The organism is Arthrobacter sp. FW306-05-C (assembly GCF_021801725.1).
In the GTDB taxonomy this organism is placed as follows: domain Bacteria; phylum Actinomycetota; class Actinomycetes; order Actinomycetales; family Micrococcaceae; genus Arthrobacter.
In genome coordinates this window covers 378,925-403,586 of record NZ_CP084556.1, presented here as the reverse complement: position 1 = coordinate 403,586, position 24,662 = coordinate 378,925, and the positions used below count along the sequence as shown (strand labels likewise).

The window sequence follows — 24,662 nt, the reverse complement described above, 5'->3', positions numbered from 1 at the left end:
ATGGCCAACTGCATAAGCCGATCTCATAGTACAACCGGCACCGTATGGTTGAAGTGACCTGAGTCACTATCCGGCGCGGTTGGTGTGCGGTTAGCTCCAGCCGAGGAACCGCAACAGGGCCGCGGTGACGGCTCCGGCGATGACCACCAACAGGAAAGGGGCCCGGAGCGCCAAGGCGATTGCGGCTGCGGCAAGCGCGCCCAGCCTCGCGTCGGCAGCAAGGCCCTGGCCTGACACCACCGCGTTCACCACAGTCAGTGACGCGAGCAGTCCTATGGTCATGGTGCCCGCGATGCGTGATGTGCGCGGATCCTCAAGGAATCTGGCCGGCACAAAGTACCCAACGATTTTCCAGGCGTAGGCAAGGGCGCAGGCAATCAGCAACCACATCCACAAGCTCACGAGCCTGCCTCCGGATCCGTGGCTTCGCGGCGCTTCGCTCCCGGGTGCGTGCCGGCAGCATCCTGGTGATGGCCGGCGTGATGCGTGTAAGGCTCGACGTCGGGCTCCAGGCCTTCGTCGCGGCGGCCATGGCTGAACCACCCCACGAGTGCCGCCACCACGGCGGCAACGAGGATGGGTACGCCCGGCGGCACGAAGGGAACCGCCACGACTGTAGCCACTGCGCACACGGCCGCGATGGCGATGGGCTCCCGGCCCTTGAGCCGGGGCCACAGCAAGGCCAGGAAAGCGGCGACGGCAGCACCGTCGAGTCCCCATTGTTTGGGATCGCCCAACCCGCTGCCGGCGAGCGCACCCACGGCCGTGAAGAGGTTCCACAGCACGTACACACCAATTCCGGCCGTCCAAAAACCGCGGCGCTGCTCCGCAGGGTCCGTCTGGCCCGTGCTGGTCGCCGTGGATTCGTCGATGGTCAGCTGGGCCCCGACGTACTTGCGCCAGCCGGTGGGCCGCAGCAGCGCGTTCAGCTGCATGCCGTAGATGCCGTTGCGCATGCCCAGGAGGGTTGCGGCGCTCATGGCCGCGATGCCCGATCCACCGCCGGCCACAACGCCAATGAAGGCGAACTGCGAGCCACCGCTGAAGAGGAGCAGGCTCAGGGCCATGGCCTGCCAGAAGTTGAGGCCGGACGTCACCGCGAGCGCGCCGAAAGAGATCCCGTACAGGCCGGTGGCAACGCTGATGGAGAGGCCTACCCTGGCCGCCGGCGAGGCCAGCAGCTTCACGCCCGGCCTCCGCGCCGGTTTATGGGCAGGGATTTCCGCAGGCTCCAGGCCCACAGGATCAGGGGTGCCTGCAGCGGCAGCCGCACGGTATGGATCTTCCGACGGCGGGACGTGCCTGCTGGCCCGTACGCCCGCTTGAGGGCGTCCACGTGGCCGGCCAGGAACGCGGTGAACATGGCAGTGAGGGCCGTGGCCGTTAGTTTGCGGGTAGGCGGCAGCAGGATTCCGACGGCGGCCGCCAGCTCCAGCAGGCCACTCACTGCGATCCACTCGTCCCGGGACAGGAGGGCCAAGGGATGCTGCACTCCGGCGCCCTGGTCCCCGTTGCTTTGGTCCCCGGCGCCTGGGTTCCTGTTGCCCTGGTCCCTGCTGCTATGGTCCCTGTTGCTTTGACTGGCGCCCGGCGCGGCATCCCTGCGGCACAGGTAGTCCGGAACTACCTCCCGGTAGAAGCCGGGATCCCGGAAATGCTTGCTTGCGCTGGCCAGCAGAAGGGCGGCCATGGCAGCGGCGGACAGGTTCTGGACTGTTGGGCCGTGAAGCGACGGGCGCGAAAAGGACGAGCCCGGCGTGGACAAACCGCGCATGGACGGGCTCCGAAATGCGGGGCCGGGCCAGGGAAAAGACATGGAACCACTCAATCACAGCACATGCGGCGGCCAGAAACCGGCGGCTGCCACCTGGCGATGACGGGAGGAAAAGCGCTTGCCCAGCTATCTCACCGGGGCAGCTGTCACACAGGGCACCCTTCATGCCCACGCGAGCGGAGTTCCTCCATACGGCGGTGGCGGGAACGGATAGTCCAGGGGCTGGTCCCCATCCATCAGCGGCGGCCCAACATAGCGGAGTTCGCCGTATGTGCTGTCCCTGGAGCGGTAGTCGGGGGCGGGCAGTTCTGAAGGCAGCTCCGCGTTCCTTCCCAGTGCGAAGAGTTCCTCGGCGGTCCGGGCGAGCGACAGGTGCGCGGCGCCCCCGGTCCCCATCCAACGGCGTCGGCCCAGCAGGTGGATGGCAGCCGCAGCAACGCCGTAGCCCGTGGCGTGGTCCAGCGCCTGGACGGGCAGGGCACCGGGGCGCCACTCGCCGTCGTCATTTTCCTTGCCGTAAACGTGCGCGATTCCGCACGCGGCCTGGACAATGCTGTCGAAACCGCGGAGTCCGCTCCAGGGACCAGCGCTCCCCCAGCTGTCCAGGGTGACCACCGCAAGCCGGGGGTACAAGGCCAGCAGTTCCCGGGGGTTGAGCCCAAAGCGGTCCAGGGCGCCATGCCTGTACCCGGCCACGACCACATCCGCAGCCGCCAGGAGTTGCCGCAACTTGTGCTGGATATCCGGCACACTGAGATCTGCCTCGGCGCTGCGCTTGCCGAATGCCGTGTCCACGAACTGGTCTTCAATCTCGGGGAAGGCGGGCGGGTCGATCCGCAGGACATCTGCTCCGAGGGCCGCGAGCAGGCGGGTGGCAACGGGCCCCGCGATCACCCGGGTCAGGTCCAGGACCCGCACTCCGTCGAGCGGCGAGCCGTTGTGGGACATGCCGGTGCTGGCCTCGGTGCCGTTCGCGGCAACTGTTGCCGCTGCAGACTCCTCCAACCCCAGGCCGGCCGTTGCACCGTCGGCAAAATCGAAAGCAATCCAAGGGCCCAGTCCCGCTGCCCGCCCCATGTCCGAGTCAAGCCATTCGCTGCGCGTCCTGACAGCCGCGGCTATGCCGCCCTTGCCCTGGATGGCAGCCTCGGCTTCCAGTGCGGCCATGGAGTGGAGTTGCCGCTCCGCCTCCTCAGGCGAGGCTGCGCCCAGGGCCTGCAGCAGCCGCTGCTCATGGTGGGGATAGTTGGCGTGGGTACGGATCCATCCATCGCTGGTGCGATGGAAGCCCGAAAGGGGCGCAAAGCCCTGCGGTTTGCGCCCGGCGATGCGCAGATGGCCGAAGGAGTCGAAAGCCGCCGCGGTGAGGGCCGGCGTGGTCCTAAACCGACCGGGCGTACCTTCAAACAGGTTGAGGGCGGCCGCCGCGGCCTCCACCGAATGCAGCGCAAGGCCTTCGACATCGAGCGGGCCGGACCACCAGTGGCGCGGCGAATACGCGTCCACTTCAGGCCCTACTTGCCCTGCGGCGAAGCCAGTTTGAGCTGGTCAAGGACACGGCCCGGAACGTTGGTGGTGATCTCCTGGATGCCCAGGTCCTGGCAGAGGGCCACATCTTCCGGCGAGTCCACCGTCCAGACGCGGAAGCGCCGTCCGGACTCCAGCCAGCGGCGGACGGTGGCAGGGCGCTCCCGGACGTAGTCGATGCCGGGGCCGGCCATCCCTACTTCCCGGTCGTCCAGGATCCGTTCGCCCTCCAGTTGGGTCGCCTTCATCAGGTTGGCGATGGCACCGCCGGCAAGAGGTCCAACTCCCAGTCCACCCCGGATCTCGTGAATGGTGAGGTCGTCCACGAGCTGGCAGATGTACTGGGGCGGAACGGAAAGGAGCAGGTGCCGGACGGAATCGGGGCTGAAACTCATGAAGGTCACAGCCACGTTGTCCACGGTGGAGCTTTGCGGGTCCCAGCCCTCGCTGCGGAGCACTTCGAGCACCCGGTCCTCCAGTTTGAGCTGGTACGGGCTGGGGTGTTTGAGCTCGATGGCGAGCTTTACGGGACGGCCCGCTCCCCGAAGGATGTCCAGCAGCTCCGGCAAGGTGAGGAGCTGTTCCGAGCGCGCCCCGTACGTGTCGGGGATCCGGACACCCTTCCAGGACGAAAAATCCAGCTGGCGCAGTTCACCAAGGGTCCGTTCTGCCACCGGCCCGGTTCCGTCCGATGTGCGGTCCAGGTTGGCGTCGTGCAGCAGGACCACATGCTGGTCGCGGGTCAGGTGGACGTCGCACTCCACCCCGTCGGCCCCATCTGCCAGGGCCTGCAGGTAGGCTGCGCGCGTGTGTTCGGCATAGGCGCCGCTTGAACCGCGGTGTGCAAAGACCAGCGGCCGCTGCGGCACTGACTCGTCAGTTGTCATGGTCACACGGTAGCCGACCGGCCCCCGCCTTCGGGGCTAGGCTTGGCACATGCAGGTGAACTCTGAGGCAACTACCGGGCCAGCCACGCAGGAAGCCCCCACCGAACCCGCGCAGCAGGTGAGGCCGGGCACCATGGCCGCAGGCGCCGTCGTAAGCCGCCAGCTTGGCGCCGGTGACGCCGAAAAGGCGGCAGCGCTGCGGAAGATGAAGCTGCTGGCGGTGAGCCTGCTCATTGCCATGGCGGTGATTTTTGTCTTCGCGTTCGCGCTGCAAAAGGAATATCCATGGCTGCAGTATGTTCGCGCGGCCGCCGAGGGCGGGATGGTGGGTGCGCTGGCCGACTGGTTCGCCGTCACTGCCCTATTCAAGTACCCCATGGGCATCAAGATCCCGCACACCGCCATCATTCCCCGGCGGAAGGACCAGATCGGCGCCTCCCTGGGCGAATTCGTGGAAACCAACTTCCTTTCCGAGCAGGTGGTCCAGGACAAGCTGGCCAGCGTCAACATCGCCCGCCGGGCAGGTGAGTGGCTTTCCGCGCCCGGCGGTGCCGACCGGGTGGCCAAGGAGGGCGCAGCGGTGATCCGCGGCGCCTTCAAGGTGTTGAATGACGACGACGTCCAGGCGGTCATCGAGGGCATGGTGCGCAAGCACCTGCTCACGCCGCCGTGGGGACCTCCGGTGGGCAGGCTTGCGGAGCGGATCTTCCACGACGGGCACCACCACACGCTGGTGGACCTGTTGGTGGACCGCGCGGCGGATTGGGTAGACGAGAACCACGACACCGTGACGCACCTGGTGTCCGACCGCTCCCCCACCTGGGTTCCGCAGTTCGTGGACGGGCTGGTGGGCGACAAGGTCTACCTTGAGATCCTCAAGTTCGTGCGGGCCGTGCAGGCAGATCCGCGGCACCAGGTGCGCCAGTCGATCGACAAGTACCTCAACGACATCGCGCAGGACCTGCAGCATGACCCGGCAATGATCGCCCGCGCTGAGGACATCAAGGCGCAGGTGCTCGGGGATCCCGAGGTGCGCGAATTGGCGTCCCGGACGTGGGGCACCGTGAAGAACGCGCTGCTGGGTGCCGTGGACGACCCGGACAGCGAGCTCACCATCAAGTTCAAGGCAGCTGTGCGCGATTTTGGTTCGAGGCTGGTGGACGATCCCGAACTGGCAGGGAAGGTCAACGCCTGGATCGGTGACGCCGCGGGCTACCTGGTCCGGACCTACCGCTCAGACATCGCCGGGGTCATCACGGACACCGTGGCGCGTTGGGACGCCGAAGAGACCTCACAGAAGATCGAACTCCAGGTGGGCAAGGACCTGCAGTTCATCCGCATCAACGGCACCGTGGTGGGGTCTCTTGCGGGCCTTGCAATCTTTACGGTGGCGCAGCTGATTTTTGGGTGACGCGTTAGGCCGGGAGCTTTTTCGCGGCGGATAGATACTGCCGCGGCGCACATTCCTGTTCGCGGCGGATATTTGGGGTGCGAGAGGGAACCTGACGGCGGAAATACCTACGACGACGGCACGCCGGCTCGGGTGCTCCGGCTTTACCCAGGCGGGTGGGGGCAGCGGCACAACTCATAATGTCAGACCCTCGATAGATGATTCTTCTATGGGAATCGGCTGTGGTGTCGGGGTGGCTTTGGAGGGTGTTCATGCCTCTGTGGCCGCCCTTGATGCGCTCACTGCCCTTGGTGCGCTGGATGCCATAAGTGCGCTGGAGCGGGAGGATGCGTTCCTGGCCTCCGGGGTTGCTGTTGGTTCGGGCGCTGCTCTCGGTTCCGGCGTTGTTATTGGTCCGGGTGTCGATGTGTTGCGGCGGCGGTACGAGATCCGGCTGGAACGGCTCGGACTAACGGCCCGCCTGGAAGCGCAGCTCGCGGCGATGAAGGCGCGGGATGCAGCCGAGGCGATCGGATTTCAGCAGGCCATGACCCCGCCTGACGCTTCGGTGCAGGACCGCACCTACGCCGAGATGTCCGTGCTGGAGGAGATCGCAGGGGTCCTGACCGTCAGCTCCGCCGCCGCCGGTGCCCTGGTGGAACAGTCCCGAAAAATCTGCTCCCTCCCACCGGTGTTCCAGGCCCTGGCCACCGGCGCCATGTCCTGGCAGCACGCAACGGTTATCGCCGATGAAACCGAGGGCCTCGATCCGGCCGGTGCCGCCGCGCTGGTGGCGCACTTCTTCGACCCCGACACACCCCACCCCGCCCGCGGCGCAGCCCCTGGCGGACTCGTCCCCTCCCGGTTCCGGGCCAAAGTCCGTGCCTGGCGCGAACGACACCACCCCGAGACACTGCAGAAACGCCACGCCAAAGGGGTTACTGACCGGCGGATGGAATACACCCCGGACCGGGACGGCATGGCCTGGGTCTCGCTCTACCTCCCCGGCGACACCGCCTGCGCCATCTGGAACCGCACCACCGCCACCGCCCGCGGCCTCCAAGGCCCCAACGAACCACGCACCATCACCCAACTCCGCCCCGACATCGCAGCATCCCTGCTCCTCAGCAATGGCGCCTCCAGGAGCGCGGGTTCCCGGCCCGGCACGGAGATCGACAAGGTTCCCACCCCGCGGGCCGACGTCCTGGTCACGGTGCCGGTGTTCTCCCTCCTCGGACTCACGGATGAACCCGCAACGCTGGACGGGTTAGGGCCCATCCCGGCATCCATGGCCCGGAAACTGGTCGCCGACGGGGCGGACTCCTTCTACCGGGTCCTGGTTGACCCGAGGGACGGGGCATCCTTGGAGATCGGCCGGAAGAACTACCGGCTCACCGAAACCATCAAACGCTGGATCAGGATGCGCGACGCCAAATGCACCTTCCCCGGCTGCACCAACGGCACCCCGGACAACGACACCGACCACCTTCAGGCCTGGGAACACGGCGGAACCACCGGGGCCAGCAACCTGGCACAGCTCTGCCCGAAACACCACCGGCTCAAACACCACACCCAATGGACACCAGAGCCGGCAACAGAAGACAGATCACCCGGCTGGACCTCACCCACGGGCCGCCACTACAAACCCGAACACCCAGACCCAGAACCCACGTACTGGCCGCAATGGCTGATGCCCACCGAACTGCAGTCTTCGGACATCCCGAGCCTCGACGCCAGATGTAAGGACGCCAAATGTACGGACGCCAAATGTCAGGATGCCGGGTGTATCGATGTCCCCTGTCTCAATATCCCCTGTCTCAATATCCGCTGTCTTGAGGCGGGGCCTGAAGACCTCCCGCTATGGGAACCAGACGATGACAACTTCATAGATCCCGATGACCTGTCACCGGACGATCCCCTCTGGGCCGAGCTCCTCGCAACCCCGCTCGTACCATCCGGATGACGTAATTCTAGGGTTCGGGCAACATCGTCCATGGGGCTGGAGCAATGTATGAACGGTTCGGCAGGGCCAGTGAGTCCCGCTGTACATCCCCTACACGAAGGCCTCAGGCTCCACGCCTGCGGCCTCAAGCCCAGCACGAATACGGGCCGCCAATTCCACTGCGCCTGGACTGCCCCGGAGGCGCAGGGAGTCCGGCCGGACCTTGACCGCCGTCCCGTCCACGGCCACCACTTCCCCTTGCGTTGCCAGTCGAACAGCGCGCTCAACTACCACATCAACGTCGTGCAGGACCGCGTCCTCGTCGGAAAGCGGCACCAAGCTGCCGTCGGCCAGGTACGCGCGGTCCGCGAAGGCCTCGATGAACACCGGGTGCCCGGCCTCCTTTGCCTGCTTCAGCAGCTCGGAGCCCGGGAAGCCCAGGATGGGAAGGCCGGGGTCATAGGCATTAACCGCGGCAACCACGGCGGAGGCCTGTTCGGCGTCGGAAATCAAAGCGTCGTACAGCGCTCCGTGTGCTTTCACGTAGTCCACGGAGGCACCCACGGCATGCGCGACGCCGTCGAGCGCCCCCAATTGGTACAGCACGTCGCCGAACAGCTCGTCGAAGCCCATCCCCAGCGCGCGCTGGCCATAGCCCGCCAGGTCGCGGTAGCCGAGGTGCGCCCCCACAGTGACGTCGAGTTCGTATGCTGCGCGGCAGCTGTCCAGCATGGTGACGGGGTCGCCCGCGTGCAGGCCGCAGGCCACGTTGGCACTGGTGATCAGCTGGAACATGGCCGGGTCGCCTCCTGCCGTCCAGGAGCCGAACGATTGGCCTACGTCAGCGTTGAGATCCAAGTATGTTGCCTTCCAGCGTCAGGTGGTCCGGTCCGGCAGCTGCGGTCAGCTCCCCGGGAATGGTGTCCGGCATCGGCCCGAACGCCTCACGGGCATTCTTGGCCACCGCACGGCCCATCACGAGGTTACCGGCTCCACCCACAACGGCCCCTATGCCGAACGGGAGCGCCCTGCCGAACAGGGCGGTACCCTGCCGCTTGAGCAGGTTCTTTAGGAAGGCGTGCTGGATTCTCTTTCGGACACTGCCGAAGCCCGGACCCACCATCGATTTGGAGAGCACATTGCCCCAATTATTGGCGGCGCTGTTGCCGCTGCCGGAGGCCTGGCCACTCAGCGTTCCCAGCAGGGCGGTACCCTCCTCGCCGAGCATGATGGCCATGACCATGGTGCCGGCCTTTTCCGGGTTGGTGAGGCGGATGCCGTGAAGTTCGGCCAGCGAGGTTGCGTAAAGCGCTGTTGCCTCCAGGAAGCCTACGGTGGCAGCGGCTGAGAGTCCCAGCGACGCCACTGTTCCAACCCCGGGAACGACGGCGGTTGCGCCCACCAGTGCGCCCCCTCCGGCGACGGCACGCAAGTAGTCGCGCTCTGCAATGTCTGCCAGTTGCGCGGCGGTGGCACGGGGATGCTTCTTCTGGAGCCGCCGGATGTAGGCAACCACCAGGGGCCGCTGGATCTGTACTGCCTTCAGGAGCATGTTGTGAACGCCGGGCTTGGGCTTGCCGTCAGCGTCAAACATCGCATTGTGGGCGGTTTCCTGTGCGATGCGTAATGCGGGATTGCTGCGCCGGGCCATGGTCACCTTCATTCAATCGACCTGCAGCGGGTTAGCTGCCGTGCACTTTCCATCCTATGTGGATAAACACTAAGCATGCTTAACTTCCCGCGTCCCGTACCTCTGCCCTCCTGGCAACCGCCCGTTAGCTGGCGTCCGCCAGATTATTGAAGGTGAAAACGTGGGCACCCTCCACCACTCCGCCGTCCTCCAGTTGGGTCAGGATCGTCGTGGGCGAGTAAAGACCGCCTTTGAGCAGGCGGCGGCCCAGGGGGCCACGCCGGTTCAGGAGTTTCAGGGATGGGCCCACGCCAATTTTCAGGGCGGCCCGAATCAGCTGCGCCCGGGGAAAGGCGCCGGATACCCCTGCCCACACAGGCAGCCGCACACCTTCCCGGCGCAGCGTTTCGGCGTACCACTGGATGCGGGGAGCCGAGAAGCACAGCTGTGTCACCACCCGCGAGGCCAGATGCTGCTTCTCCAGCAACGCATCAAGCATGTGCAGTTCAGTTTGGCTCGGATGTCCTTCCGGGTAGCCCGCCACGCCGGCCCGGATCCGGCCACCGGACAGTTCAGCGAGGTCTTCCAGCAGCCGAAGACTGCTGTCGTAGGGCCCGGCCGGTTCCCCTGCGTCACCACCGACGGCGAAAACCTCGGCGATACCGGCATCGTGGCAGTTTCGGACTACACCGGCCAGCTGCGCCCGGCTTTCGATGCTTCGTGCGGCCAGGTGCGGAACAACCTCAAAGCCGAGGTAGGCAAGCTCGATGGCTGTGCGAATGCTTGCCCCTACACCTTCGCGGGGCAAGCAGGACACCGTCAGCGCCGTCCCGGCAGGTACGTGGGCCTGGACGCGGGCGGCAATGCCCTCAGCGGGAATGATTTGAATCTGGACCGGCAGCTCCCGCCTGAAACCGCCGGTGGGTTGGTCGGCAGGCACTGATGCGTCGGATGGTGCCGTAAGGGACTGAGGCGTCATGAGGAACTCCAGGTTCGGCCGGCCACGGGTGGCTCGGCATGGATCGGGTCCCTCCCCGCTCTGTATTGGACCTGAGAGATTCCGCAAACCCAGCCAGGGCCTGCTTGCACCGTCGGTGAGCGCTGCCGGAGCAGCACTGCTTTCCAGAGTCGCCTCGCCGTGACGGTACATGGGCCTGAGAGATTCCTGGGGAGGATTTGCTCCTACGGCGCCTGCCCGGTGATGGCCGGGAGAACTCTCCCGCCACAGCTCGAAAGGCTGTCTTCAGATGTAGTGGTTCAACGGCCGGCGCCCGTCCCGTCACTGGATGGGATGCGGCGCCGGCCGCATGGATGGGCCGGCAATCAGCGCAGAATGACCGTCCGGTTGCCGGACAAAACGATTCGTCCTTCAGCATGCCAGCGCACCGCATTGGTAAGTGCCTTGCATTCAGCGTCGCGGCCAACGGTGACCAGGTCAGAGGCGGAATACGTATGGTCCACCTCGATCACCTGCTGAGAGATGATGGGTCCCTCGTCCAGCTCCGAGTTGACGTAGTGGGCAGTCGCGCCCACCGTTTTGACGCCGCGCTCGTACGCCTGGTGGTAGGGCTTTGCACCCTTGAAGCTGGGCAGGAACGAGTGGTGGATGTTGATGGCCTTGCCACTGAGTCGGGTAGTGGCTTCGTCGCTGAGTACCTGCATGTAGCGGGCCAGCACCACCAGTTCCACGGCGTAGTGGTCTACCAGCTCCAGCAGGCGCTCTTCAGCATCCGCCTTGGTATCCGGGGTCACGGGAATGTGATGGAACGGAACACCGTGCCAGGCGGCAAGGGGTTCCAGGTCCGGGTGGTTGGACACCACGGCGGCAATTCGGACGGGCAACTCGCCACTGCGGGCACGGAACAGGAGGTCGTTGAGGCAGTGGTCGTACTTGGACACCATCACCAGGATGGGCTGCTTGCGGCCATGCCGTTCCAGGCGCCAGTCCATCCGCCATTCCCGGGCCACTTGTTCAAAACCGGAGCGGAGGCGGTCGAGTTCCATCTCTACCTGCGAGGTGACGTGGATGCGCATGAAAAACCGGCCGCTTGCCCTGTCGCCAAACTGCTTGATGTCCACGATGTAGCATTCCTGCTCCAGCAGGTATGCCGCCACCGCCTGGACAATGCCAAGGGCATCCGGGCAATGGAAGGTCAGCACGAATTCCTTGCCGGTTTCGGGAACCATGGCCTGGCGCTGTCCGGCCGCGGCCGTGCCCGCCTGCGATGTGCGGGTTTCCGTGCCGATCACCGCTTGACCCGCTCTTCCCCCACTTCTGCGGCGGCACCCGGACGGGAAGCCTTGCCGGATGCGGCGTCGGCGAAGTCCTGGTCTGCCTGCAGTTCAGCCTGGAACGTGGCAAAACGGGCCTGGTGTGCGGGCCGGCGGCGGAGGACGAACCATGCGGCGCCCAGCAGGATGAACCAGACCGGGGTGACCAGCAGGGCCACCAGGGTGTCTGGCTGGGTGGTGAGGGTCCAGATCACGAAGCCGAAGAAGGCGAAGACCACCCAGACCATGGCAATACCGCCGGGCATCTTGAACTTCGATGCGTCGTGCAGGCGCGGCCGGCGGCGGCGGAAGGCGATGTAGCTGGCCAGGATGATCGACCAGACAAAGACAAAGCAGACAGCGGACACAGTGGTCACCATGTCGAAGGCCTTGCCCACGTCCTGGCCCGCATACATGAGGACGACGCCGGACAGCAGCAGCACGCAGGAGAGGAACAGTGCGTTCTGGGGCACCTTCCGCCGGGACAGTTTGCCAAAGACGTCCGGAGCGTCGCCTTCCTGTGCAAGGCCGAAGACCATGCGTGAGGTTGAGTAGATGCCGGAGTTCGCGGAGGACATTGCGGAGCTCAGCACCACGAGGTTGACCACGGTGGCGGCGGCACCCAGGCCCGCCAGGGAGAACATGGCGATGAACGGGCTGTGGCCTGCCCTGAACTCGGTCCAGGGGGTGACAGCCATCAGGATGATGAGGGCACCTACATAGAAGAGCAGCACGCGGATGGGGATGGAGTTGATGGCCTTGGGCAGGTTCCGCTCAGGGTTCTTGGCCTCGGCCGCGGTGGTGCCCACCAGTTCGATGCCCACGAAGGCGAAGACTGCGATCTGGAAGCCGGCCACGAAGCCCATGAACTCGTTCGGGAAGAATCCGCCGTGGCTCCACAGGTTGGTGAAGGTGGCAGGGCCGGCGTCGGACTGGAAACCGGTGAAGATCATGAACAGGCCAACAATGATCAGAGCTGCAATGGCAATGATCTTGATCAGAGCGAACCAGAACTCCGTCTCGCCAAAGGCCTTGACGGTGGTGAGGTTCAGCAGGAGCAGGATGGCCACGGTGGCCAAGCCGGGGATCCACAGGGGCACCCCGGGCCACAGTTCACGGGAGTAGCCCGCGATGGCAATGACATCAGCGATGCCGGTGATGACCCAGCAGAACCAGTAGGTCCAGCCCGTAAAGAAGCCGGCCCAGGGGCCCAGCAGGTCTGCGGCGAAATCGCTGAACGACTTGTAGTTGAGGTTGCTGAGCAGCAGTTCGCCCATGGCACGCATAACGAAGAACAGCATGAAGCCGATGATCATGTACACGAAGATCACCGAGGGGCCGGCTGCCGAAATGGTCTTTCCGGAACCCATGAACAGGCCGGTGCCGATTGCGCCGCCAATGGCGATCAGTTGGATGTGGCGGTTGCTGAGCTGCCGCTCCAGGTGCGGGGCTCCGCTTCCGGGGGACGTCGGGGAGTGGGTCGTCATTGAGGAACTCCATCGTTCGAGCGGCACCCGGGGTGTCGCAAAGATTGGATTTCCTCCCCGCTCTGTCTGGGACCTGAGAGTTTCCACGCGCCGGGATGGCGTGCTTGCACCGTCGGTGAGCCAGGACAGGGCCTGGCTGCTTTCCAGAGTTGCCTCACCGCGGCGGTACGTGGGCCTGAGAGTTTCCTGGGGAGGGTTTGCTCCTACGGCGCCTGCTGAACGTACCGGCAGGGCTCTCCCGCCGCAGGTCAAAAGCGTTAATTGGTAAATCAGTGTTCAGTTATCGGAGTGCATCCGCTGTGGACTTCAAGCCGCACGGTGCATTTCGGGGCCTCCAGTAATCACAGCCGGCGACGGAGCGCCCAGCGTTCTTTGGGCCAGTTCCGCTGCCCGGCCGGATCACGGGGTTCAGTGTGGCGTCCGTCACGAACAAAAGTCAAGCCCGGCATTACGGTCGCCGCGTAACGCACCTGTACTTGCCAGCGCGCTGCATGGCGGACCGATTTGCTCTCCGGGGGCGCCATCCTGTAACTTGTGAGCCGAATCACCCATATTTCAATAAGCCTTTCGAGCTGTGGCGGGAGAGTTCTCCCGGCCATCACCGGGCAGGCGCCGTAGGAGCAAATCCTCCCCAGGAATCTCTCAGGCCCATGTACCGTCACGGCGAGGCGACTCTGGAAAGCAGTGCTGCTCCGGCAGCGCTCACCGACGGTGCAAGCAGGCCCTGGCTGGGTTTGCGGAATCTCTCAGGTCCAATACAGAGCGGGGAGGGACCCGATCCATGCCGAGCCACCCGTGGCCGGCCAAACCTGGAGTTCCTCATGACCATTCAATCCCAACCGTCTGTCTTTGCGGACCGGCACATTGGTGCACGCCGCCAGGCTGACGTCGACACCATGCTCAAGGCCGTTGGCTATGACAGCGTTGACGGCCTGGTGGACATCGCTGTCCCCAGTTCGATCCGCCAGTCCAAGCCGCTCGCGCTCAAGGGCGCCCTGAGCGAGGTTGAGGTGCTTGCGGAACTGCGCAGGCTCGCCGCCAAGAACAAGACTGCCGTGCAGATGATCGGCCAGGGCTACTACGACACCATCACCCCTGCCGTCATCCGACGGAACATCCTGGAAGCCCCTGCCTGGTACACCGCCTACACGCCGTACCAGCCCGAAATTTCCCAGGGCCGGCTGGAGGCGCTGCTGAACTTCCAGACCATGGTCCAGGACCTGGTGGGCCTGCCCATCGCCAACGCCTCGCTGCTGGATGAAGCCACCGCCGTGGCCGAAGCCGTACTGATGATGCGCAGGGCCAATAAGGCCAGCGGCCAAAACGCTGGCGCCCGCGACGGCAAGACCGTGCTGGACGCCGACGTCCTGCCGCAGACCATCGCCATCGTCAAGGGCCGCGCCGAGGCGCTCGGCTTCGAGGTTGAGGTCGCCGACCTGTCCAAGGGACTCCCTGAAGGCGCGATCAACGGGATCGTGCTCCAGCAGCCCGGCGTCTCCGGCCGCGTCTTCAACCACGCCGGCGTCATCGCCGAAGCGAAGGAGCGCGGCGCGCTGGTGACGGTGGCCGCTGACCTGCTGGCCCTGACCCTGATCACCCCTCCGGGCGAGCAGGGTGCCGACATCGCCGTCGGCTCCACCCAGCGTTTCGGGGTGCCGCTGTTCTTCGGCGGCCCGCACGCCGCCTACATGGCCGTGGCCAAGGGCCTGGAGCGTTCCATGCCCGGCCGCCTGGTGGGTGTTTCCAAGGACGACGCCGGCCTCCCGGCCTACCGCCTGGCGCTGCAGACCCGCGAGCAGCACATCCGCCGCGAGAAGGCCACGTCCAACATCTGCACGGCGCAGGCGCTGCTGGCCATCGTGTCCTCCTTCTACGCCGTCTACCACGGCCCGGACGGCCTGAAGGCCATCGCCGAGCGCGTCCACAACAACGCCCGCGTCCTCGCCACCACCCTCAAGGCCGCCGGACGGGAACTGGCCACCGAGACGTTCTTCGACACTGTCACCGTCTCAGTTCCCGGCAAGGCCGCAAAGGTCATCACCGCAGCTGAAGCACGCGGCATCAACCTGCGCTACATCGACGCCGACACCATCGGTGTCTCCACGGATGAAACCACGACGCCGGAAATCCTGTCCGCGATCGCCGTCGCCTTTGGTGCCGGCCCGGTGGTGGACGCCGAGGGCTTCGACCTCCCCGCAGAGGTACTCCGGACCTCCGAGTACATGCAGCACCCGGTGTTCAACACCCACCGGTCCGAGACGCAGCTGCTGCGCTACATCCGTAAGCTCTCAGACCGCGACCTGGCGCTGGACCGCACCATGATTCCGCTGGGCTCGTGCACCATGAAGCTGAACGCGACCGCCGAGATGGAAGCCATCTCCTGGCCCGAGTTCGCCTCCATCCACCCGTTCGCCCCGGACTCCCAGACCGAAGGCTGGCGCGAACTGATCAGCGGCTTGGAAGCCGACCTGGCGGAAATCACCGGCTACGACCAGGTGTCCCTCCAGCCCAACGCCGGGTCCCAGGGCGAGCTCGCCGGCTTGCTGGCCATCCGCGGCTACCACCGTGCCAACGGCGACACCCAGCGCAACGTCTGCCTGATCCCCGCCTCCGCCCACGGCACCAACGCCGCCTCCGCCGTCCTGGCCGGCATGAAGGTCGTCGTCGTTGCCACGGCCGCCGACGGCACGATCGACCACGAGGACCTGTACGCGAAGATCGAGGCGAACAAGGACGTCCTCTCGGCGATCATGATCACCTACCCGTCCACCCACGGCGTCTACGACGCGGACGTGACCGAGATCTGCGAGGCTGTCCACGCGGCCGGCGGCCAGGTCTACGTTGACGGTGCCAACCTGAACGCCCTTGTGGGCCTGGCCCAGCCCGGCAAGTTCGGCGGCGATGTGTCCCACCTGAACCTGCACAAGACCTTCTGCATCCCCCACGGCGGCGGAGGACCCGGCGTCGGCCCGGTTGCAGCCAAGGCGCACTTGGCGCCCTTCATGCCCGGCGATGCCAATAAGGCAGCGCACCAGGAAGGCCACGGCGTGGCCATCAGCGCCTCCAACTTCGGGTCCGCGGGTGTCCTGCCGATCTCCTGGGCCTACGTGAAGCTCATGGGCGGCGAGGGCCTGACCGAGGCCACCAAGGCAGCCTTGCTCGCAGCCAACTACGTTGCCGTTCGTTTGAACGAGTACTTCCCGGTTCTCTACACCGGTGAAGGCGGACTCGTTGCGCACGAATGCATCCTGGACCTGCGCGAGCTCACCGCCAAGACGGGCGTCACCGCGGAGGACGTCGCCAAGCGTCTCATCGACTTCGGCTTCCACGCCCCCACCTTGGCCTTCCCGGTCGCCGGCACCCTGATGGTGGAGCCTACCGAGTCCGAGGACCTGGCCGAGATCGACCGCTTCATCGAGGCCATGATCACCATCCGCAAGGAAATCGACCAGGTGGCCAACGGCGACTTCACTGTCCAGGACTCACCGCTGCGCAACGCACCCCACACCGCGTCCGCCGTCGTCAACTCCAACTGGGACCGCGCCTACCCGCGCGAGCAGGCTGCCTTCCCCGTCCACCACCTCAAGCAGGACAAGTACTTCCCGCCGGTGGGGCGCATCGACGGCGCCGGTGGAGACCGGAACCTGATCTGCTCCTGCCCGCCGCTGTCCGAGTTCGAAAACTAAGGATTCCCCATGACTGAGAACTACACGGCTCTTTATGAAGAGCACAAGAAACTGGGCGCCTCCTTCACCGACTTCGGTGGCTGGCAGATGCCGCTCAAGTACGGCTCTGAACTGGCCGAGCACCACGCCGTCCGCAAAGCCGCGGGCCTGTTCGACCTCTCCCACATGGGCGAAGTCTGGGTCACCGGCCCCGAAGCCGGCGCTTTCCTCGACTACGCCCTGGTGGGCAAGTTGTCCGCCATCGCGGATGGCAAGGCCAAGTACTCGCTGATCTGCAACGAGGACGGCGGCATCATCGACGACCTCATCACCTACCGTTTTGGCGACGAAAAGTACCTGGTGGTGCCCAACGCCGGCAACGCCCCCACCGTGGCGGCCGCCCTCGCCGAGCGGGCAGCCAACTTCGATGTGAAGGTGGAGGACGCTTCCGCGGCCACCTCCCTCGTCGCAGTCCAGGGACCCAAGGCCGAGGCGATCCTGCTCAAGCTCACGGATGAATCCCAGCACGCCCTGGTCACCGACCTGAAGTACTACGCCTTCAATGAGCTGACCATCGCAGGCCAGGACGTCATCCTTGCCCGCACCGGGTACACCGGCGAAGACGGCTTTGAGCTCTTCCTGCCGAATGAAGGCGCCGCTTCCCTGTGGGAGTCCGTGGCCCAGGCCGGCGAAGAGTTTGGCATCATTCCGTGCGGCCTCGCATCGCGCGACTCACTCCGCCTTGAGGCCGGCATGCCGCTGTACGGCAACGAGCTGTCGCTTGAGCGTTCACCGTTCGACGCCGGCCTTGGCCCCGTAGTTGCGCTCAAGTCCAAGGAAGGCGACTTCGTCGGCCGGGCTGCACTCGAGGCGGCCAAGGAGTCCGGTTCCAAGCGCAAGCTCGTCGGTCTGAAGGGCCTCGGCCGGCGCGCCGGCCGGGGTGGCTACCCGGTCCTCAAGGACGGCAACGTGGTGGGCGAAGTGACCTCCGGCCAGCCCAGCCCGACCCTTGGCTACCCTGTTGCGCTTGCCTACGTCGACGTGGAGCACGCCGAGCTGGGCACCGCGCTGGACGTGGACCTCCGTGGAAAGGCCGAGCCCTTCGAAGTTGTTGCCCTGCCGTTCTACAAGCGCCAAAAGTAGCTTCGGCGCTTCCCACTCTTGAACACCAAACTTAAGGAAAACACCATGGCTAAAGTTGCCGCTGAACTGAAGTACTCCGCCGAACACGAATGGATCGCCACTGACGGCTCCGGCCCGTCCGTGGTTGGTGTGTCCGCTGTTGCCGCCGAAGCACTGGGCGACATTGTCTACGTGGACCTGCCCGAGGTTGGCTCCACCGTGACCGCAGGTGAGACCTGTGGCGAAATCGAGTCCACCAAGTCCGTTTCAGACCTGTACTCCCCCGTTACGGACGAGGTCACGGAAGTCAACGACGACGTCGTCAGCGACCCCGCCGTGATCAACAACGACCCGTACGGCGCCGGCTGGCTCTTCAAGGTCACCGTCACCGAAGAGGGCCCGCTGTTGTCCGCAGAGGAATACGCCGAAGCAAACGGCGGCGAACTGTGAGCGCGGCCGCTGACACCGCAGTGTTCGAGCAGGTAGTCTCCCCGAGCCTCAACGCGGACCTTTCCGCGTTGGACCCGGAGGTCGCAGCCAAGATCGACGACGAACTGGTCCGCCAGCGCGATGGCCTGGAGATGATCGCTTCGGAAAACCACACCGCCGTGGCCGTGATGCAGGCACAGGGTTCCGTGCTGACCAACAAATACGCCGAGGGCTACCCGGGCAAGCGCTACTACGGCGGCTGCGAGCACGTGGACGTCATCGAGCAGCTGGCGATCGACCGGGTGAAGGCCCTGTTCGGTGCTGGCTACGCCAACGTCCAGCCGCACTCCGGGGCCCAGGCCAATGCCTCGGTGATGCACGCGCTGATCAAGCCCGGCGACACCATCATGGGCCTGAACCTGGCCCACGGCGGCCACCTGACCCACGGCATGCGGATCAACTTCTCCGGCAAGCTCTACAACGTGGTTCCGTACCAGGTCCGCGAGGACACCCACACCATTGACATGGCAGAGGTGGAGCGGCTTGCGCTGGAAACCAAGCCGCAGCTCATCGTTGCCGGCTGGTCGGCCTACGCCCGCCAGCTGGACTTCGCGGAGTTCCGCCGGATCGCTGACCTCGTGGGTGCCTACCTCATGGTGGATATGGCACACTTCGCCGGCCTGGTGGCAGCCGGACTGCACCCGAGCCCGGTCCCGCACGCCCACGTGGTTACCTCCACCACGCACAAGACCCTCGCCGGTCCGCGTGGCGGCATCATCCTCTCCAATGACGCCGACATCGCCAAGAAGATCAACTCGGCTGTGTTCCCCGGCCAGCAGGGCGGCCCACTTGAGCACGTCATTGCAGGCAAGGCCGTGGCCTTCAAGATCGCAGCGTCCCCCGAGTTCAAGGAGCGGCAGGAGCGCGTCCTTGCCGGTGCCCGGACCCTGGCCGAGCGCCTGGTCCAGCCGGACGTCACCGCAAAGGGCATCAGTGTGGTGTCCGGCGGCACCGACGTGCACCTGGTCCTGGTTGACCTGCGCAACTGCGAACTCGACGGCCAGCAGGCAGAAGACCGGCTCGCCGCGATCGACATCACCGTCAACCGCAACGCCGTGCCGTTCGACCCGCGTCCCCCGATGGTCACCTCGGGCCTTCGCATCGGCACCCCTGCCTTGGCCACCCGTGGCTTCGGAGAGGACGCCTTCCGCGAGGTTGCGGACATCATCGCCGAGGCATTGATCGCCAACGCCGACGCGGACCTTTCCAGCCTGCGTCACCGCGTCGAGGCCTTGGCTGCAGCGCACCCGCTCTACCCCTCAATCACCAACCTCGCCTGAGTGCTTCACCCTGGTTGCGTCCGCGTCGGCGGACCGGACATTTTCACGCCTGCTGCTCGTTCCTCGCTTTGACGCAGGCTTTCGAAAAGTCCGGCTCCGCCGACGCTCGCGGGGTCCGTCTAGGTGTGCGGCCTTGACGACTGGACGGATTCCGGAGACGTGCTACCCACCGTCCCCCTAACCTCGCAAGCTCGGCCAGGGAACCCGGACGGCGTGGGCCCCGGGCACGCGGAGGAATTCGGCCAGGCGCACCCAACCCCGCCACGAACTTTCTAGTTAGGAATCCCCGTCATGGCTGTTGGCGTTTTTGATTTGTTTTCGATCGGTATTGGTCCGTCGTCGTCGCATACTGTGGGGCCGATGCGGGCTGCTGCTGTGTTTGCGGAGGAACTCAAAAGCCTTGGGGTCCTGGCTGACGTGGCGTCTTTGCGGGTGGATTTGTATGGTTCGCTGGCGGCGACGGGGCATGGGCACGGGACCATGACCGCGGTCCTGTTGGGGTTGGAGGGGTTCCATCCTGAGTTGATCCTGCCCGTGGAAGTGGAGGAGCGGCTGGCCTCGATCGCGGAGACCGGGACCCTGAACCTGGCCGGTGCCGTGCCGCTGCCGTACGGGGTGGAGGATATGGTGCTGCGGCCGTTGACGGTGCTGCCGCGGCACACGAACGGGATGACCTTCACGGTGACGGATGCTGGCGGGGAGGTGCTGCACGCGGCGACGTTCTTCTCGGTCGGTGGCGGGTTCATCGTCCGCGAGGGCGAGGAGGACGCCGCGCAGCAGGAACTGGACGCGTCCAAACAGGAGTTGCCGTTGCCGTTCCGGACCGCCGCGGAACTGCTGGAACACTGCCGGAACACCGGGCTGGGCATCGCGGACGTGATGCTGGTCAACGAAAAGGCCGCCCGGTCCGAGGAGGAGATCCGAACCGGTTTGCTGCACATCTGGTCCGTCATGGCCGACTGTGTCCAGACCTCGCTGAAGCGGGAGGGGGTGCTGCCGGGCGGGTTGAAGGTCCGCCGCCGCGCCCCGGACTGGTACGACCGGCTGAAGAAGGAATGCGCACGCCCCGGCGAGGACAACCAGGACCTGGATTTCCAGGACTGGGACTTCCACGACCCGCGGTATTGGCAGGAGTGGGTTAACTTGGTGGCGTTGGCGGTGAACGAGGAGAACGCCTCCGGCGGCCGGGTGGTCACCGCGCCCACGAACGGGGCGGCCGGGATCATCCCCGCGGTGCTGTACTACGCGCTGCACTTCGCCCCCGGCATGGATAAGGCCACGAAGGAAGACCGGGAGGATGTGGTGGTGCGGTTCCTGCTCGCCGCCGGCGCCGTCGGGGTCCTCTACAAGGAACAGGCCTCGATCTCCGGGGCCGAGGTCGGTTGCCAGGGTGAGGTCGGGTCCGCGTCCTCAATGGCCGCGGCCGGTTTGGCGGAGGTCATGGGCGGCACCCCCGCGCAGGTGGAAAACGCGGCCGAGATCGCGATGGAACACAACCTCGGCCTGACCTGTGACCCGATCGGCGGGCTGGTCCAGGTCCCCTGCATCGAACGGAACGCGATCGCCGCCGCCAAAGCGATCAACGCCGCGAAAATGGCCCTCTGGGGCGACGGCACCCACCGGGTCTCCCTCGACGAAGTCATCATCACCATGCGCGAGACCGGCAAAGACATGTCCTCCAAATACAAGGAAACCGCCATGGGCGGCCTCGCAGTCAACGTCGTCGAATGCTGACACCCGGCACACCTCCGATCCCCCAAGCAAACAAAGGAAAACGATCATGACTTTGGCACCTGAAGGCCGGAAGATGCTGCGGATCGAGCAGCGCAATGCTGCGGTCCCGGTGGAGCGCAAACCGGAATGGATCAAGGCCAAGGTCCAAATGGGCCCCGAGTTCGTCGGGCTGAAGAACCTGGTGAAAAAGGAAGGCCTGCACACCGTCTGCGAGGAAGCCGGCTGCCCCAACATCTTCGAATGCTGGGAAGACAAGGAAGCCACCTTCCTGATCGGCGGTTCCGAATGCACCCGCCGCTGCGACTTCTGCCAGATCGACACCGGCAAACCCTCACCCATGGACCGGTTCGAACCCACCAAGGTGGCCCGCTCCGTCCAGTCCATGCAGCTCCGCTACGCCACCGTCACCGGCGTCGCCCGCGACGACCTCGAAGACGAAGGCGTGTGGCTCTACGCCGAAACCGTCCGCAAGATCCACGAACTGAACCCCGGCACCGGCGTCGAACTGCTCATCCCCGACTTCTCCGGAAATCCCGAGCACATCAAAGCGATCTGCGACTCCAAACCCGAAGTCTTCGCCCACAACGTCGAAACCGTGCCCCGGATCTTCAAGCGCATCCGGCCCGCGTTCCGCTACGACCGCTCCCTGGACGTCATCACCCAGGGCCGGGCCCATGGGATGGTCACCAAATCCAACCTCATCCTGGGCATGGGCGAAACCCGCGAGGAAATCTCCGAAGCCCTCCGCGACCTCCACGAAGCAGGGTGCGACCTGATCACCATCACCCAGTACCTGCGCCCCTCCGAACGGCACCTGCCCGTGGACCGCTGGGTCAAACCCCAGGAATTCGTCGACCTCCAGCACGAAGCCGAAGAAATCGGCTTCCTCGGCGTCATGTCCGGACCCCTGGTCCGCTCCTCCTACCGCGCCGGCCGCCTCTGGGCCACCGCCATGCGCAAAAAAGGCCGCGACATCCCCGCCGAACTCGCCCACATCGCCGACGGCATCCAGGACTCCGGCACCACCCGCCAGGAAGCCGCCACCCTCCTGGCGGGCTAGCAGCCCGCGTCAGCTGTTGCCGCGCACCACCGGGATGCTCGCCGTCGGCAGTCCGCTGGGAAAGACCGTTGGCTCCGGCTCCACGGCCGGTTTAAGCGGCACCTGCATAGGCGTACCGCCCACCGTGAAGTGCTGGCCGCGGACATCTACCTCCAGCGGCTCACCCTCCTGCACCGTGAGCGTGATGGAACCGGCGGCAAGCTGGACCAGCAGCAGGCGGCCGCGGATCTTCAGGTGGAAGGCCAACCCGTCCCATTCGGCGGGCAGGCGTGGATCGAAGTACGGCACCGGGCCCTGGTCGCGCATGCCGGCGAACCCGCACACCAGCGAACTCCACACTCCCCCGGTGGAGGCGATGTGCACGCCGTCGATGGTGTTGCCGTGGGTGTCGTCCAGGTCGATGAACGCGGCGTTGGTGAAGTGCTCCAGCGCTTCCTTCGAATAGCCCACCTCCGCCGCCATGATCCCCTGCACGCAGGCGGACAGCGTGGAGTCGCCGGTGGTGAGCGGATCGTAGAAGTCGAAGGCACGGTGCTTTTCCTGGGCCGTGAAGTCCTGCCACTGCAGGAACATGGCCAGGACCGTGTCCGCCTGCTTCAGCACCTGGTGGCGGTAGATGACCAGAGGGTGGAAGTGCAGCAGCAACGGGTACTTGGACCGCGGAGTGGTCCAGTCCCAGGCCTCCAGGGTCATGAAGTCGTTGTCCTGCGAGTGCACCTGCATGCGTTCGTCGAACGGCAGGTTCATCCGGCTGGCCGCAGCCTCCCACAGCTGGCGCTCCTCCAGGGTGATGCCGGCGTGCTCAAGGGCAGCGGCCGCGCGAAGGTTGAAGCGGGCCATGACGTTTGTGTACAGGTTGTCGTTGACCACGGCGGTGTACTCATCAGGGCCGGTCACGCCGTGGATATGGAAGAGCCCGTCCTTCCCGAAGAAGCCAAGGGAGATCCACATCCTGGCGGTCTCGATCAGCAGCTCGGCGCCCATCCCATCCCGGAAGGCGGTGTCACCGGTTGCCCAGAGGTACCTGTTGGTGGCGAAGGCGATGGCTGCGGCGATGTGGAACTGCGCGGTGCCGGCAGCGTAGTAAGCGCTGGCTTCGAGCCCGTTGATGGTGCGCCACGGGAACAGCGCACCGTCCACGCTCAGCTCCTTGGCGCGGATCCTGGCTTCGGGAAGCATGCTGTGGCGGAACTCCAGGACCTGCCGGGCGCCGTCGGGATTGGTGTACGTAAGGTAGGGCAGCAGGTACACCTCCTGGTCCCAGAAGTAGTGCCCCTCGTAGCCCGATCCGGTCACGCCCTTGGCGGGGATGCCGGCAACATCGGCACGCGCGGTGGCCTGGGCCAACTGGAACAGGTTCCACCGGATGGCCTGCTGCAGCCCGGGCCGGCCGCCCTCCACCAGAATGTCCGAGGTGGCCCAGTAGCTGCGAAAGTGCGCCTCGCTCTCGGCAAAGATGTCACCCACCGGCCGCAACGTTCCTTCCGCCACCGCGGCTGCATCGATCTCCGGGTCCTGCATAGTCCGGCCGGCGGCGTAGCTAACGCTCTTCTCCAGCCGGAACGGCTCATCAGCATCCACCGCAAGGACGTACCGGACGCTGCTGTCGTCCTGGTCCACCAGTGTCTCGAACGGCTGGTGCCCGGGTGACGTCCAGTGGTCCACGGCAATGCCCACGCGCTGCTTGGACTCCGCAGCCTCCCATGACAGGCGCAAGGAGCCGTCGCCGCCGTCGAGCCGCAAGGGCAGCAGCACGCGCCCCGCGTGGCGTCCGGCGCGGCGGGGATCGTGCACGGAGTGGTCTTCCACCGGCTGGTCCTGGCGGTTGATCACGGACGAGGTGACATCCAGGGAAACCTGCCGGTTCGTTGCCACCTCCAGCGAAATGCCCAGGCCGCCACGGGACTCGAATCCCACGGCCCGCCGCTCCGTGGTGGTCACCATAGCGCCGGACCGGCATTGCCAGGTGATGCGGCATTCATAGATTCCAGTGCAGAAGTCCACGGTCCGCCGGTAGTCCAGCACCTCGGACTCCGCCAGGCTGAGGCTTTCCCCGTCCACCACCACCGTGAAGTTGTTGGCGTCAGGAATGTAGAGGATGCGCTGCCCGGTCCGGGCGAAGCCAAACGCATTCTCGGCGTGCTTGATGTCCCAGATTTCGTGGAACCCATTGATGAAGCTGCCCGGCAGTTCGGCATCGGCCGCGGCACAATGCGCACCCCGGATGCCCAGGTGCCCGTTACCCAGCGCAAACAGGGTCTCAAGCGTTCCGGCGCCGTCGGTCTGGTACCGGGTTTCGACGAGCTGCCAGGGGGTATCGGGGAACCGCTCGCGGTCCTCGGTAATCAGTGCCATGGTCGGGGTCCTTTTGGCCTTGCTGTGCTGCCGGCGGGGCCGGCATGGA

At 65.7% G+C, this 24,662-nt stretch carries 19 protein-coding genes and 3 riboswitches; of the genes, 8 read left to right on the top strand and 11 right to left on the bottom strand.

The features are described 5' to 3' along the window. Positions 1-90 precede the first annotated feature (90 nt). From LFT44_RS01945 to LFT44_RS01925, 5 genes are all read right to left on the bottom strand, one after another. Positions 91-402 (bottom strand): AzlD domain-containing protein, encoded by a 312-nt coding sequence (locus LFT44_RS01945; RefSeq protein WP_236800795.1) that lies wholly within the window; start codon positions 400-402, stop codon positions 91-93. Continuing rightward, positions 399-1,187, bottom strand: coding sequence for an AzlC family ABC transporter permease (locus LFT44_RS01940; RefSeq protein WP_236800794.1), 789 nt, complete (start codon positions 1,185-1,187; stop codon positions 399-401). Before LFT44_RS01940 ends, LFT44_RS01945 begins: the two co-directional genes overlap by 4 nt. Beyond that, a complete protein-coding gene (locus LFT44_RS01935; protein WP_236802758.1) occupies positions 1,184-1,690 on the bottom strand; it encodes a DoxX family protein in 507 nt (168 codons plus the stop codon). The genes LFT44_RS01940 and LFT44_RS01935 overlap by 4 nt, the downstream gene beginning before the upstream one ends. Positions 1,691-1,936: 246 nt before the next feature. After that, entirely contained in the window at positions 1,937-3,280 is a 1,344-nt protein-coding gene (locus tag LFT44_RS01930; protein WP_236800793.1) for a CoA transferase, read from the bottom strand. An 8-nt stretch (positions 3,281-3,288) separates the two neighbouring features. Beyond that, positions 3,289-4,188 (bottom strand): glycerophosphodiester phosphodiesterase, encoded by a 900-nt coding sequence (locus tag LFT44_RS01925; RefSeq protein WP_236800792.1) that lies wholly within the window; start codon positions 4,186-4,188, stop codon positions 3,289-3,291. Between the two features lie 49 nt (positions 4,189-4,237). Here LFT44_RS01925 and LFT44_RS01920 point away from each other — a divergent pair, with 49 nt between their 5' ends. Beyond that, positions 4,238-5,599: a DUF445 domain-containing protein gene (locus LFT44_RS01920; RefSeq protein WP_236800791.1), complete on the top strand. Its 1,362-nt coding sequence runs from the start codon at positions 4,238-4,240 to the stop codon at positions 5,597-5,599. A 208-nt stretch (positions 5,600-5,807) separates the two neighbouring features. After that, on the top strand, positions 5,808-7,541 hold the full coding sequence (locus tag LFT44_RS01915) for an HNH endonuclease signature motif containing protein (RefSeq protein ID WP_236800790.1): 1,734 nt from the start codon (positions 5,808-5,810) through the stop codon (positions 7,539-7,541). Between the two features lie 90 nt (positions 7,542-7,631). Here LFT44_RS01915 and LFT44_RS01910 read toward each other — a convergent pair whose 3' ends face one another. The 5 genes from LFT44_RS01910 to cycA all read right to left on the bottom strand — a co-directional run bounded on the left by LFT44_RS01910 (position 7,632) and on the right by cycA (position 12,908). Further along, entirely contained in the window at positions 7,632-8,378 is a 747-nt protein-coding gene (locus LFT44_RS01910) for a LamB/YcsF family protein (protein WP_236800788.1), read from the bottom strand. Then, positions 8,362-9,171 carry a hypothetical protein gene (locus LFT44_RS01905; RefSeq protein ID WP_236802756.1) on the bottom strand — a complete coding sequence of 270 codons (810 nt, stop codon included), beginning with the start codon at positions 9,169-9,171 and terminating at the stop codon, positions 8,362-8,364. Before LFT44_RS01905 ends, LFT44_RS01910 begins: the two co-directional genes overlap by 17 nt. A 124-nt stretch (positions 9,172-9,295) precedes the next feature. After that, the gene (locus LFT44_RS01900; protein ID WP_236800787.1) at positions 9,296-10,129 is read right to left on the bottom strand and encodes a methylenetetrahydrofolate reductase; all 834 of its coding nucleotides are present in this window, start codon (positions 10,127-10,129) and stop codon (positions 9,296-9,298) included. A 153-nt stretch (positions 10,130-10,282) separates the two neighbouring features. Then, positions 10,283-10,382, bottom strand: a riboswitch (glycine riboswitch). Positions 10,383-10,473: 91 nt separating this feature from the next. Beyond that, positions 10,474-11,400: a formyltetrahydrofolate deformylase gene (purU, locus tag LFT44_RS01895; RefSeq protein ID WP_373462140.1), complete on the bottom strand. Its 927-nt coding sequence runs from the start codon at positions 11,398-11,400 to the stop codon at positions 10,474-10,476. After that, complete coding sequence (gene cycA, locus LFT44_RS01890; protein ID WP_236800786.1) at positions 11,397-12,908, bottom strand: D-serine/D-alanine/glycine transporter; 1,512 nt, start codon at positions 12,906-12,908, stop codon at positions 11,397-11,399. Before cycA ends, purU begins: the two co-directional genes overlap by 4 nt. 153 nt (positions 12,909-13,061) lie before the next feature. After that, a riboswitch (glycine riboswitch) is annotated at positions 13,062-13,159 on the bottom strand. Positions 13,160-13,476: 317 nt separating this feature from the next. After that, a riboswitch (glycine riboswitch) is annotated at positions 13,477-13,576 on the top strand. Between the two features lie 153 nt (positions 13,577-13,729). Between cycA and gcvP the strand changes: the two genes are divergently transcribed. The 6 genes from gcvP to lipA all read left to right on the top strand — a co-directional run bounded on the left by gcvP (position 13,730) and on the right by lipA (position 22,258). Continuing rightward, positions 13,730-16,594, top strand: a complete 2,865-nt coding sequence (gene gcvP, locus LFT44_RS01885; RefSeq protein ID WP_236800785.1) for an aminomethyl-transferring glycine dehydrogenase — start codon at positions 13,730-13,732, stop codon at positions 16,592-16,594. Positions 16,595-16,603: 9 nt separating this feature from the next. Next, the gene (gcvT, locus tag LFT44_RS01880) at positions 16,604-17,716 is read left to right on the top strand and encodes a glycine cleavage system aminomethyltransferase GcvT (RefSeq protein WP_236800784.1); all 1,113 of its coding nucleotides are present in this window, start codon (positions 16,604-16,606) and stop codon (positions 17,714-17,716) included. A gap of 45 nt (positions 17,717-17,761) precedes the next feature. Further along, positions 17,762-18,145 carry a glycine cleavage system protein GcvH gene (gene gcvH, locus LFT44_RS01875; protein WP_236800783.1) on the top strand — a complete coding sequence of 128 codons (384 nt, stop codon included), beginning with the start codon at positions 17,762-17,764 and terminating at the stop codon, positions 18,143-18,145. Next, complete coding sequence (gene glyA, locus LFT44_RS01870; protein ID WP_272910878.1) at positions 18,142-19,464, top strand: serine hydroxymethyltransferase; 1,323 nt, start codon at positions 18,142-18,144, stop codon at positions 19,462-19,464. Before gcvH ends, glyA begins: the two co-directional genes overlap by 4 nt. A 291-nt stretch (positions 19,465-19,755) precedes the next feature. Continuing rightward, positions 19,756-21,198 (top strand): L-serine ammonia-lyase, encoded by a 1,443-nt coding sequence (locus tag LFT44_RS01865; protein WP_236800782.1) that lies wholly within the window; start codon positions 19,756-19,758, stop codon positions 21,196-21,198. Between the two features lie 46 nt (positions 21,199-21,244). Then, positions 21,245-22,258: a lipoyl synthase gene (lipA, locus tag LFT44_RS01860; protein WP_236800780.1), complete on the top strand. Its 1,014-nt coding sequence runs from the start codon at positions 21,245-21,247 to the stop codon at positions 22,256-22,258. A 9-nt stretch (positions 22,259-22,267) separates the two neighbouring features. On the opposite strand, the gene LFT44_RS01855 is transcribed toward lipA, so the two are convergent. Beyond that, complete coding sequence (locus tag LFT44_RS01855) at positions 22,268-24,613, bottom strand: glycoside hydrolase family 65 protein (RefSeq protein ID WP_236800779.1); 2,346 nt, start codon at positions 24,611-24,613, stop codon at positions 22,268-22,270. Positions 24,614-24,662: the final 49 nt, after the last annotated feature.